The sequence below is a fragment of the Flavobacterium sp. genome, from assembly GCF_049240005.1.
Lineage (GTDB): Bacteria > Bacteroidota > Bacteroidia > Flavobacteriales > Flavobacteriaceae > Flavobacterium.
In genome coordinates, this window is record NZ_JBMLTK010000067.1 from 1 (window position 1) to 12,642 (window position 12,642).

General features: G+C 40.1%; 7 protein-coding genes and 1 tRNA gene. 5 read left to right on the forward strand and 3 right to left on the reverse strand.

Annotation, left to right across the window (positions count from 1 at the left end):
- Positions 1-527 precede the first annotated feature (527 nt).
- The 3 genes from ACOVQQ_RS07005 to ACOVQQ_RS07015 all read left to right on the forward strand — a co-directional run bounded on the left by ACOVQQ_RS07005 (position 528) and on the right by ACOVQQ_RS07015 (position 6,561).
- The gene (locus tag ACOVQQ_RS07005; protein WP_421817567.1) at positions 528-2,960 is read left to right on the forward strand and encodes a TonB-dependent receptor domain-containing protein; all 2,433 of its coding nucleotides are present in this window, start codon (positions 528-530) and stop codon (positions 2,958-2,960) included.
- A gap of 25 nt (positions 2,961-2,985) precedes the next feature.
- Positions 2,986-5,490 carry an FG-GAP-like repeat-containing protein gene (locus tag ACOVQQ_RS07010; protein ID WP_421817568.1) on the forward strand — a complete coding sequence of 835 codons (2,505 nt, stop codon included), beginning with the start codon at positions 2,986-2,988 and terminating at the stop codon, positions 5,488-5,490.
- Positions 5,491-5,628: 138 nt separating this feature from the next.
- On the forward strand, positions 5,629-6,561 hold the full coding sequence (locus ACOVQQ_RS07015) for a helix-turn-helix domain-containing protein (RefSeq protein WP_421817569.1): 933 nt from the start codon (positions 5,629-5,631) through the stop codon (positions 6,559-6,561).
- A 204-nt stretch (positions 6,562-6,765) separates the two neighbouring features.
- On the opposite strand, the gene ACOVQQ_RS07020 is transcribed toward ACOVQQ_RS07015, so the two are convergent.
- The 3 genes from ACOVQQ_RS07020 to ACOVQQ_RS07030 form a co-directional block, all read right to left on the reverse strand.
- Positions 6,766-7,668 (reverse strand): DUF4349 domain-containing protein, encoded by a 903-nt coding sequence (locus ACOVQQ_RS07020; protein WP_421817570.1) that lies wholly within the window; start codon positions 7,666-7,668, stop codon positions 6,766-6,768.
- A 280-nt stretch (positions 7,669-7,948) separates the two neighbouring features.
- A tRNA-Met gene (locus ACOVQQ_RS07025) sits at positions 7,949-8,021 on the reverse strand.
- A gap of 80 nt (positions 8,022-8,101) precedes the next feature.
- Positions 8,102-9,256: a DUF4861 family protein gene (locus ACOVQQ_RS07030; RefSeq protein WP_421817571.1), complete on the reverse strand. Its 1,155-nt coding sequence runs from the start codon at positions 9,254-9,256 to the stop codon at positions 8,102-8,104.
- Positions 9,257-9,378: 122 nt separating this feature from the next.
- Between ACOVQQ_RS07030 and ACOVQQ_RS07035 the strand changes: the two genes are divergently transcribed.
- Together ACOVQQ_RS07035 and ACOVQQ_RS07040 are read left to right on the forward strand one after the other, a co-directional pair.
- Complete coding sequence (locus ACOVQQ_RS07035) at positions 9,379-12,075, forward strand: PAS domain-containing protein (RefSeq protein ID WP_421817572.1); 2,697 nt, start codon at positions 9,379-9,381, stop codon at positions 12,073-12,075.
- Positions 12,076-12,192: 117 nt separating this feature from the next.
- Positions 12,193-12,642 (forward strand): DUF1761 domain-containing protein (locus tag ACOVQQ_RS07040; RefSeq protein WP_421817573.1); only part of this gene is annotated, 450 nt, incomplete at its 3' end.

A 12,642-nucleotide genomic window follows, 5' to 3' on the forward strand; every position in this document is an offset into this window, starting at 1 on the left:
ATTTTTTTTGGGAGCTTCGCCCTAAACGGGAAGGGGAAAACGGGTTTATCCCTACTAAGAAAAAACGAATTTTGGTTACGGAAAAACCGTAAAAATTAAAAGATTTTGAGATTGAGAGATTGGGAGATTGAAAGATTGGGAGATTGAAAGATCAAAAGATCAAAAGATTAAGAGATCGTGAGATTATTGAAGTCCCTTCGTTAAAAGACCAAACGCCGATACCACGTAAATTAAAGTATTTCTGCTCCGTGCAGACTTTTTCTTTAACCACCTTTACCACAATTAGTACTACTAAAACAAATCCATTCCGCACCTAAAACACGTTCATTCTCTACTCGTTCAAATAAAGCAGGATTTGACAAATGACTTCGGTTTCAGACGCTTATTTTTGAAAAAAATACGCCTTGAAATCGACTCTCCAAACCATATTCTTCCCAAAAATACCAGCACTAGTGTTGCTTGTGAAACCAAGCATCCAATACTGGGTTAATGACACAAACACGCGTTCTTTTTGGAAAAAAACTAGCTTGAAACCTTTCGCACTTTGGCTTACACTCATCTTGCAACTTGGCACGTACGCACAACAAAAGACCGAAATTAGTGGCCGTATTACCGATCTGGAAAGCCAAGCAATTGCCGAAGCAACTGTACTCATTGTCGAAGCAACCTCAAATCAAATCATCAAAGCAACATTCTCCGATGAAAATGGAAACTTTACATTCAACGATATTAATTCGACTGCATTCAAAATAGAAATTCTACTCGACGGAACAAAACAGTTTACCTCGGAGGTTTTCGCCAGAGCAGAATCCGTACTAAAACTGCCACCATTCAAAATTCAGAAAACGGCAAACCAACTCAATGAAGTTCTAATCACCACACAGAAAAACTTCGTCACCCAAAAAGCCGACCGTATCGTAGTTGACCCCAACGCACTAATATCAAATGCCGGACTTACCGCATTCGAAGTACTCGAAAAATCGCCATCCGTGAACATCGGTTTTAACAATGCCATTTCTATTCGCGGAAAAAACGGAGTAGTTGTCATGATTAACAATAAACCTTCAAATTTATCGGCAGACGACCTAGCCAACTACCTCAAATCAATACCCGCGACAGATATCGCCAAAATAGAAATCATGAACAATCCGCCAGCCCAATACGATGCGGCAGGAAACGCCGGAATCATTAACATCATCCTCAAAAAAAATAATGCAAAAGGAACTAACGGAAATATAAATTCTTCATACGGCCAAGGAACCTACGCCCGTTTGAACAGCAGTTTCAACTTAAATTATCGTATCGATAAATGGAACTTCTTTGGAAATTTGAACGTTTCAAAAAACAAAAGTTATCAAGACCTTACCATTACACGCACCTATTTTTCGCCAGCCGGCAACTTAAGCTCCGAATTTATCCAAAACTCCTTGATTACACCCGATTCGCGAAACAATTCCATCCGACTCGGAACTGATTTCTACGCAACTGCAAAAACAACGTTTGGAATCGTTTGGAGCGGATTCTCAAATCCGTCGGACCGAAATACAAGCAACATCGCAACAGTGTACGACAGTAATCGACGTTTAGAAAGCATCATCCGCTCAAGTAATCCAATGCGCGTTGATTTCAAAAACAGCAACTTTAATCTTAACATGACACACAAGATTAACCAAACTGGACCTGAAATTACCGCCAACCTCGATTACGTTACCTACGATTCTGATATTGCACAGTCGCTCATCAATCAAACCTTTAACCCAGACAACAATTTAATCAATGAAACGCAACTGCTTTCAAAATTGCCCTCAACCATCAAGATTAGAACAGCAAATGTTGATTATACAGGAATAAACTTAAAAAACGGTAAGCTCGATCTGGGTGCAAAATCAAGTTTTGTTGACACGCGTAATGTTGCCGATTTTCAAGATGTTGCCAATGGCGTGACAAATCCGAATTACGAATTTTCAAACGATTTCACTTATCGGGAAAACATCAACGCGATTTATCTGAACTTCAACAAAGACTTCAAAAAAATCGCTATTCAGCTGGGTTTACGTATGGAAAATACTCGAGTAAAAGGGTATCAGGCGGGAAATCCAGTGGTTGCCGATTCGACGTTTCAAGTAAAATATACCAATCTCTTCCCTACTCTTTTCCTCCAATATCGTGTAGATTCTATTCAAAAACACGTTGTGGGAATTTCAGCAGGAAGACGAATAAACCGTCCGAATTACAAAGATTTAAATCCGTTTACGTACCCAATTGACCGTTTTACGTTCTACGGCGGCAATCCGTTTCTGAAGCCAACTTTTTCATACAATTTAGACCTCTCGCATACGTATAAAAACTTTCTGACAACGACATTAATGTACAGCTATACTGTGGACGAAATTTCGGAAACAAATGAGCAACGCGGGAACATTTATTACAGTCGTCCTGGTAACTTTGACCGGCAAATTTCATACGGATTAGCAATAAATGGATTGTTAAAGTTGCGAAATTGGTGGACATTAAACATCTATACTTCCTTAATAAATAACACATTTAAAAGCAAAGTTTATACGGAAAGTTTAGACGATTCCGCTTGGAATTTTACGGTTGTTCCGACCAATCAATTTCAATTAAGTAAGGCATGGGCCGCCGAACTTTCTGGGCAATATCAGAGTTCATTGCTTTCCGGACAATTTTTTATCGGTCCAGTGGGTTCAATGCGAATCGGCGTATCGCGTAAAATCCTCGACGAAAAAGGTTCCTTAAAACTGGCTGTGTCGGATGTTTTCTACACCAACCAAATTAATGGTCAAATCAGAAACATCGCCAATGCCAACGCTTCGTGGTATAGCGAATTCGATTCACGTGTAGTCACTTTCTCATTTTCATACCGCTTCACCCAAGGAAAAAACCTAAAAGTTCGTCAATCCGGTGCATCCCAGGAAGAACAAAACAGAGTAAAAACATAATCCATCAATCTAAAATTACCTAAAGATGTTTCGATTAATAACCCTAATTGCATTAGTATTTAGTCTCGTTTTCACTACATCAAGCGCGCAAAATCTCAAGCGAAAAGGCGGATTGGGCGTTAGCTTGATGAATAATGTTCCCGATTCTTTAAAGATAAAGTTCGATTACCAGACAGGAGCTTTTGTTCTCCAGGTGCAACCCAATTCTACAGCACAAAACGCAGGAATTCAAGCAAACGACATTGTTTTAAAAGTCAATCAGTTAGCGATTGCCAATACGGCAGAACTTGTGGCTTTTGCGAAGACGCTACGAGCAGATGATGCGTTGACCTTCGAAATAAAACGAGATAAGAAAACACTACTTCTGAACGCAAAGGTTTTGCCCAGACCCTTTGAACAATCGGATGTTATGACGATAAAATACGGTGAATTTGGTTATAAAAATGGTTGGGTCAGAACGATTCTTAAAACTCCAAAAGATAAATCCCCAAAAGCGTACATTTACTTTCTGCAAGGTTTACCCTGTTACTCACTCGACAACATGCAACCCCTCGATAAAACCAAACAAGCTATCGATAAACTTGTTGAGTTGGGCTACGCTGTTTACATGATGGAAAAAGGCGATATGGGCGATAATCAAAACTGTACACCCTGTTTATCTATGGGCTTTACTGAAGAACTCGACATGTACGACGCCGGCTATCAAAACCTGCTTAAAATCGTGAACGTCGACAAGACCAACATATTTTTATTCGGTCATTCGATGGGCGGAACTACAGCTCCCCTACTTGCGGCCAAATACCAACCCAAAGGAATTGTTGTTTATGGTACCGGATTTAAACCTTGGTCGGAATATCTTGCCGATGCCTTTCTGATACAATCGTCGTTGCGTGGGGCTGATTTAGGAGATCTTCGACAAACACTGGAGAAGTTTAAACCCTATTTATATCAGTTTTTTTACTCTGAGAAAAAGATCGAAGAAATTACGAAAGAACCACTCGGACTTGCAGCTATGAGTAATTTGTTAGGTTATAGTGGAGATGGGCAATCGCGCTTTGGCCGAAACATGCAAACATTTAAAGAGTTAAACAGTTATAATATTGCAAAAGCACTATCAGTATTCGAAAATTACACCTTGGCGATATATGGCGAATGCGATCTTAACGCCAACAGTGCCGATGACAGTATGGCGATGATTGCCCATGTGAATAGCCAAAGACCCGGCCATGGTACATTCTGGTTGGCACCGAAATCTAGTCATACTTTTGAAGAAATAGGTACCATGCAAGAGTTTATTGAACTTTGGGACAATCAGGCAGTTTATCAACAATATGCCGCAACACGATTTAACGGAAAAATTTTCGAATATGTTGATCAATGGATTTCTGAAAAGCTAACAAAAACAACGGTTCCGGCTGAACGAAAATACTTCCGCGATGCAAGCGAACAACTTCCCGAACCCGGAGCTAAAAGAGCCAGTATGGATGTTCGAATGGCAGATATCGATGGCGATAAAGATTTAGATATCATCTTGGCCAATGAATTTCAACCAAACACCATCCTGATAAACGATGGGCAAGCAAATTTTACCGACGAATCTGAAAAACGTTTACCACAAGTAATTCACGACAGCGAAGATATTGTATCAAAAGATCTCGACAACGACGGAGATATCGACTTGGTTTTTTGTTCTGAAGACGATAAAGTCCATGAGTTTTACCTTAACAACGGAAAAGGATTTTACACTGCAGCGACATTTCAATTCTCGCCATCCGAAGCGAATGCGGTAATTTCGGAAGACATCAACAAAGACGGTAAACCAGATATCATCTTAGGAAACAACGGGCAAAGTCAGATTTACCTCAATCGAGGAAATGCCACATTTCAATTGGACGAAAAACGCCTTCCAATCATCAACAAAGTAACTCAAGATATCGCAGCAACTGACATCGATAAAGACGGCGACTTGGATTTGATATTTGCCAACGAAGATGGGAATCTGCTATTTCGCAATAACGGAAAAGGTTTTTTTGAAGATGTAACCGAAAACCAGCTGCCAACGGCTCCAGATATGGAAAGCAGAAAAGTGATTTGTGCCGATGCAGACAAAGACGGCGATGTTGATTTGTTGTTTACCAACGTAAATTTCAGAGGAAACAAAAATCCACAAAACAAGCTGTACATCAATAATGGCAAAGGAAAATTTACCGACGAAACCAATAGTCGCTTGCCTAAAGACGACGATCACAGCATCGATGCAAGTTTTTTGGATATCGACGGCGATAGCGATTTGGATATCATTGTTGCGAACGTATTCGGAGGAAAAATAAAAACGTATCTCAACGACGGCAAAGGAATTTTCAGCATGGGAAGTGATCGCTTACTGGGAGGAAAAATTCAGATAGACGCGCTGGGAATAGCAATTGGCGATTTAAATGGCGATGGCGAAAATGACATATATATCTGTGACCGATATAACCCGCAAGTGGACAATAAAGATGTACTGCTGTTGCGGGAAAAACGAAAATAACAGAAACGCTCTTTTTCTTCATCGAACTAGTTGAACACGAATTATTTTGCTCGATTTCAAAGCAATTCCATTAGGCGAGAGGGAAAAAATGCCAGAAAAGCAAATAGATTTGTAACCATCACTGAATTTTAGAGACTTATGTCTAAGAATTCAATAGTGCAAATGTTCAATAAGATTTCCGAGCAAAACATTTATAATCTAAAACTGCCGCGAGAGAGTAGTTTGGTAAACTTTTCGACGTTCAACGAGCTCGAAACCGATGTTTTATTCCGGAGTTTTTCGGTTAAATATGTTGTTGAAGGAACCGAAAAATACACGATCGATGGCACCAAACATGAAATTAAAAGCGGCGAATTTTTACTCGCTAATAATTCAACCGGAGGGAAACTGCACATTGGCAGCCAAGTAGCGGTTAAAGGCATTTGTATAGACATTGCGCCAAGGATTATGACCGAGGTGGAAGCGGTTTTGTGCTATCCTGATTTAAACTCACCAAATATTGTCGATTTCCATTTTTTTTCTGGGGCTTTGTATCCAGAGAAGAAATATGCGATTGAAGAAAATAAGGTAGGAGCTTATTTGAAACATATTGCTGCGGCAATCGTTAAAAATCCCAATCATGAATATGAGTTTTCTACAGAATTTTTCTACGAACTAGCTACATGCATCGTGTCAAATCAATCGGATTATGCTGCGAAAATTCAAAAAATTGACGCTCAGAAAATACGGACTAAAAAACGACTGTTTAATAAGCTTCTAGAAGGCAGATTTTATATAGAACAAAATTACACCAAGATTAAAACAATTGAAGAAGTTGCACGCCATTGCGAGCTGTCCGAGTTTCAGTTTTTTAGATTATTTCGAGTGGTATTTAATTGTAGTCCGTATGATTTTATCAGCTGTTTGAAACTCGAATTCTCAAAAAAACTAATTACATCAGGGAAATTTAGCTTGTCTGAGATTGCACTCCTAGCGGGTTTCAACGACCTGTCGTCGTTTAGCCGAGCCTTTAAAAAACACTATGGCTTTTCGCCTAGCATTTTGAAGATTCATGCTAATCTGAAAAAGTGACAATTTGCGCGACATCGAAAAGATAAATTTTAAGGACCACTTGATTCCACAATTGCACAACTTAAAAAGGCGCAGATTTTCAAAACAAAAAAACCAGCTTTCACCGAGGTTTTCTTTAGATTGGGAACAGAACTTGAATGGGAGTCCGCCTCGGCGAATTAATACACAGAGGCTTAACTTTCAAAAGCTCCCATCTTATACAAATCAAGGTAGTTCCGCTCGACGCAGGCTTTTTCTGTAACCAACGATTACCAGAATAAGTACAAGTACAACTGGCCAAATTCGAACTAAGAATGTAATAATTTCCTCGAGCAAATTCCAACCACTTTTAAAGCCTTCGAATAACTTATCTCCAAAACTAGCTTGAAAAGAATCGATGTTTGCTTCGTTTAAAACCACTTCGCGCTGCATGCGTTCTCGTTGGTAAACCTTAAGGGTAACAGTACTAAAAGCCACATTTTCACGTAAGGAAAGTTTGTTCATCAAAGCTTGATCCACTTGTGCGCGTCGTAAATCTGCTTCATTTTCGGCATCAACAATACCCGACAATTTTGTTCCTTTCTGATCAATTGCCTTACTAATACGTTTTGCTGCCACAGCATTGCGCCGACGCTCTAAATCGGTTGCCAGAAGTTGTAAAGAAACATCATCACACTTAAGCGTTTGAAAATCAACAAACTTAACCTGTTTCTCTATTGTACGTAAAACAGTATCGAGCTGTACGTTAGGTACACGAAGCGTTATTACATTCTCGATTTTATACCTCTTCGACAGCAATAAACTGTCGGCACTAACAGGTACTTCATCACTTTGTAGTACTTGCGTTTGAAGATTTGACAAGGTAACAAAACCGCCAAACTTTTTTGTAGCATCTTCAATTGCTTTTGTGGCAGCCCTAACATCCTCTACTTCAAATTGGGCATCAACAGTGCGAACAAACTCACGTTCAAGATTACTGGCATTTACAGGAGCAGTCTTCAATGTGTCAACGACCTCACTTTCCATTTTTGATTCGGAGAAACGCTCCTCGGCCGATTGATTTTTACACGCTGTCGCTGAGAAAAAAAGTACGACAAATAAAACTGATGGGAATACAGGTACCTTCATGATTAATTGATTTACAAACGATTAAAAAAATGTAATGATCAATCAATACTGTACCTTTTTTGTGTTTGTAATCAACAGTAATAAAAACTATGCCAAAAAAATCTTAGCCTCTATGCTGCTAAAAATCCAGTTGTTAGAGATTTAGGAAACCAAGTAGGAAAAAAGAAGTTTAATTCTTGCTTGTAGCGGGAACAGGATTCGAACCTGTGTCCGCCTAGGCGGATAAGAGCCCTTCAGCGTAAAATAAAAAACTCCAACCTTTCGATTGGAGTTTGACTTGTAGCGGGAACAGGACTCGAACCTGTGACCTTCGGGTTATGAGCCCGACGAGCTGCCTACTGCTCTATCCCGCGATGTTGAGTGCAAAGATACACCTCTTTATTCGCTAAAAGCAAGTTTTTTTTGAAAATTTTTAGAATGCGCTCACAACCAACTACTCACGCGGTAATTTCAACGCTACTTTTAACGGATTTGATCTGCACAGCTCGAAATTCTTGACGGTTTGTTCCCATTCTTTAAACGCTGCAGCGCTCGTTTTTGGAATTAATTGATATGCCACAGCAAAAGTGAAGCGATCTTTGGGTTTGTACGAAAATAAAGTATGCGTTCCAAAAGAAGGGTCGGCATTAAAAGTTTGCACCTCTTTTGGGTTGTCGTACGGAAAGAAAACGGTTTGAACCATTTCTTGTTCGCCTTTGCGCGTTTGCAAATGATAATACCGCGAATCGATTGTAAGTTTGGGTTCCGAGCGTGTTCCTTCAGCTACAATCGCATAACCCAACGCCTTCGAAGCCTCGGTCATAAAAACATCAACGTAAGTAAATAGCGCACTTTTGTCGATCGAAATTCGTTTTATTTCTCCTATTTTTTGCGAACCCCAAGTTGGGTAATAAAGTAAAAAAACCGTTCGTAAAGGTCCGTCGGCTAAAACTTCTAGCTTTTCAATTTTTTCGGCATATTCCAGCAAACCTTTGTTCAAAATGGTGGTAGCGCCTAAGCCCAAACTCCTCGATACATCAGTAAGTAAACTTTGAAAAGGAAGCTCTTTATTTTTGAACTTTTTACGCTGACTCTCTAACGCTTGCGCAGACGGCTTAATCCCGAACTCAAAAGCAGCCGGTTTCGATGTGCTGTACTCCGGCGTTCTAAATACAACGGTCTCGTTTTCCCAATAAATATAACCCTTATGCTTAAAAACAGCTGTTTTTACCATTGAGTTCGAAGGGCCGCGGGTACTGTCTAATACTACGTCGTACGACAATATTGAGCCCGCTGGAATGCTTACGTGCATTAAAACCTGATCTTCCACACCATCGAAATCAGAATCGTACCACTGGGTAGGCAAATAACTATCTGTCCCCTCGCGCTTAATTCGCAACGCTTTTTTAGCGTGTTTCTTAACCGTCGAGTGCAGCAAGCTTCGCTGAATGGCTATAACTTCAGAGCGATCGATGTTTAAGTCGTTTGTAACCGTGAGTTTCTGAAAAACCTGTGCCTGCAAACCCGCGTACGAGAAGACAACAAGCAGCAGCAAAATCAACTTTTCTAAAGTTACATATTTAGGAAGAACTCGAAAATTTGAACCCATTTTATGGAAAAAGATTGTACATTTAGGAAGTTCAAATGTAAGGAATGTGCCAGAGCAGTTCGCTTATTTTCCACTGAATTCTCGCGCACCTTGCCTATTAGAAATTAAAAGCGTAACTCCACTTGACAAAAAACGACTTTATCAAATCAATTACTTTCAAAGAGCCCCAACTTCAGGCATATTACCACAATTTGCCAGAAGAGGTATTTCAGGATACCGAATTGTATTTTCATCTGAAGTTATTACTGGTTCTGCCTGAGCCCGTTTTTCTAGTTTGGGGAGTCGAACCCTATTTCCTACCTAATGCCAAAGCGTTAAAATATGATGGGCTGATTGAACATTTTTCGAAACTAAAAGCTTTTCCTGCAAACCAATCCCAAATTTTGCTGCTGGAAAATAGAGTCTTTACTTTCGAGTTTCATCCCATAGACGAACAGCAACCTCACTTTCAAAAAGGAGTTCTTTACGTAAAAGAAGAATCCTCAACTGATCAACGCGATGCCCAAATACTTGAAAAACTTCCCGTTGCCGCCTGTATTTTTAGCACGAAAGAGCTAATCGTTACAGCAGCTAATGATATCATGCTTTCTTATTGGGATGTCGATAAAAATGTGATCGGAAAACCGCTGCAGCAAATTTTACCGATTCTTCACGACCAACCGTTTATTGCGCTTTTGCAGAATATTTTCCGTACAGGAGAAATACACACCAGCACACAAGCGCCCGCCCGACTACTGCGCAACGGAATGGAACAAACGCTGTATTTCGACTTCACTTACGTGCCTTTGAAAGATGACAACGGTAACGTATACGCCATTTTAAGCACCGCCACTGATGTAACTGCGCGTGTGCATCTAAACCGAAAAGTTAAAGCAGAACAACAACAGTTTTTAGATTTGTTTGAAAATGCTGCAGTTGCCGTGGCTGTTTTAGATAAAAATCTAGTTTTTGAAAAAGCCAACCCTTTTTACTTGTCGCTCGTAAATCGAACTGCCGAAGAAATTATAGACAGACCTTTACTAGATGCCATTCCCGAAATTAAAGGACAAGGGTTCGACGAACTTTTACTCGACGTCATTGCCAGCGGAAAACCGTACGCAGCAAAATCGGAGCGAGCAGAGATTACAAAAAATGGAGCGCTGCAAACCATATATGTGGATTTTACCTTTCAACCGTTGGTATTAGAAACTGGCGAAATTGAAGGTGTTTTTGTGATTGTAACTGATGTTACGCAGTCGGTGATCGTCGATGCCGATAATAAAAGCAAAGAAGCTACACTACAAAGTATTCTTGAAAACGCTGCGGCTGGTATTTCCCTGTTTGTGGGTCGCGATTTGGTAATTGAGCTTCCTAACAAGAAAATTGTTGAGCTTTTAGGTAAAGGACCAGATGTAGCCGGCAAAAAGTTAACCGAAGTAATGCCTGAATTACTTACTGAAAACCAATCGATTATAGGAATTTTACACGGTGTTTTTGATTCGGGCATCCCCTACTCTACGCAAGATTCTATGGTAAAAATCGTCCACGACGGTGTATTACTCGAAAAGTACTACAACTTTACGTATACGCCTTTATTCGACGAAAACAAGAACGTTTATGCTGTCTTGCAAGTTGCTATTGAAGTTACCGATAGCGTTTTGGCACGCAAGAAAATTGTCGAAGCACAAGCTGCTTTAGAGCAAGCGGTTGATTTGGCGCAACTTGCCACTTGGCAATACGACTTAAAATCGAGCACGCTAATTGGGAATCGGCGATTTACCGATTGGTTTAAAAATGTGGATGCTTTGGATGCCGAATATTTGGAATTTCAGAAATTTCTCGAAAACATCGCCACACATCCTGAAGAACTTCAAGGGAAAACCGATTTTCGAGACGAGCGCGTCAAAATTGAACCACAAACGGGCAAAAAACGCATCATTGTTTCGGCCGTAAAAATTAGTTACGACGACGAACAGAAGCCGGAATACATCTCGGGAACGTCGCAAGATGTAACGGTACTTCGCCAGAAAGAAGAAGAGCTAGAAAAACTTGTTGCCAAACGAACCAAGCAGCTCGAAGTGGTAAATAGTACACTCGAACAAACCAATCATAGTTTGGAACAGAGCAATAAGGCGCTGGCACAGTTTGCCTATGTAGCTTCGCACGATTTACAAGAGCCGCTTCGAAAAATTACCACCTTCGTGAAAATGCTTGCGAGTCATTTAACTGAAAAAGATAGCCGAACGGAAACCTACATCGAGCGAATCATCAATTCTTCGGAACGAATGTCGAATTTAATTCGCGATATCTTAAGCTATTCGCAATTATCAAACGGCGAGACAAAATTTGTGCAAGTCGATCTCAACACAGTGATTTCTGAGATTTTAGCCGATTTCGACTTGGTTATCGAACAAAAAAATGCCGTTGTTCACGTGACCGATTTACCAACAGTGTCGGGAATTAAAATACAGCTGAGTCAGCTTTTTGGAAATGTTATTTCAAATTCGCTTAAGTATTGTCACGATTCAAGATCGCCGCGCATTGACATTAGCTACACAGCAGTAACGGGCGATCAGGTTACTGATTTGAATTTGAGAGCCGATTTAAACTATTATCAGTTTACCATTCGCGATAACGGCATTGGTTTTTCACAGGAGTATGCCGAACAAATTTTCAACATTTTTCAGCGTTTACACGGAAAGCTTGAATACTCGGGAACAGGCATCGGACTGGCTATGTGCCGAAAAATATGTGAGAATCACTCCGGCGCCATTCGCAGCAGCGGAACTGAAGGTATTGGTGCTACATTTGACATCTACTTGCCCGCTTTACAAAGCTAATTTTTGGAAAACGTTCCTTATTAATTTGCTTCATTACTTTCTTCGAGAAAAGTCTTTTGCGTTTAAGTCCGTAAGAAAATGCTTACTATCTTTGATTAAACCAAAAACTAAACAATTATGAATGTAAACTTTATCGCCGTTTTCGGAGCGGCTGCCGTTCCGCTTTTAGTTGGATTTTTATGGTACAGTAAGTTGCTGTTTGCCGATGCGTGGATGAAAGTCGCAAAAATGAAACCTGAAGACTTGGCTTCATTTAATCCGGTAAAAGTTTTCGGCCTGTGTTTTCTCTTTTCAATTTTCATCAGTTTTGTACTTCAATTTTTGGTCATTCACCAAACGGGTGCTCTTGGCATGATTGGTGGAGATCCAAATACTGCCAAAGAATCGTTTACTGCCTTTATGTCGGATTACGGAACTGCTTTTAGAACGTTTAAACACGGCGCGCTTCACGGTTCTATGACTGGCATTCTTTTTGTGCTTCCGATTTTTGGAATAAACGCACTTTTTGAAAAATTCTCATGGAAATATGTTTTGATTCACGGCGGCTATTGGACAATTTGTTTAGGT

Bases quoted from the DNA above. Each gene is read 5' to 3' on its own strand.
- ACOVQQ_RS07010 (WP_421817568.1), top strand. From the start codon at position 2,986: ATGTTTCGATTAATAACCCTAATTGCATTAGTATTTAGTCTCGTTTTC.
- ACOVQQ_RS07015 (WP_421817569.1), top strand. From the start codon at position 5,629: ATGTCTAAGAATTCAATAGTGCAAATGTTCAATAAGATTTCCGAGCAA.
- ACOVQQ_RS07020 (WP_421817570.1), bottom strand. From the start codon at position 7,668: ATGAAGGTACCTGTATTCCCATCAGTTTTATTTGTCGTACTTTTTTTC.
- ACOVQQ_RS07030 (WP_421817571.1), bottom strand. From the start codon at position 9,256: ATGGGTTCAAATTTTCGAGTTCTTCCTAAATATGTAACTTTAGAAAAG.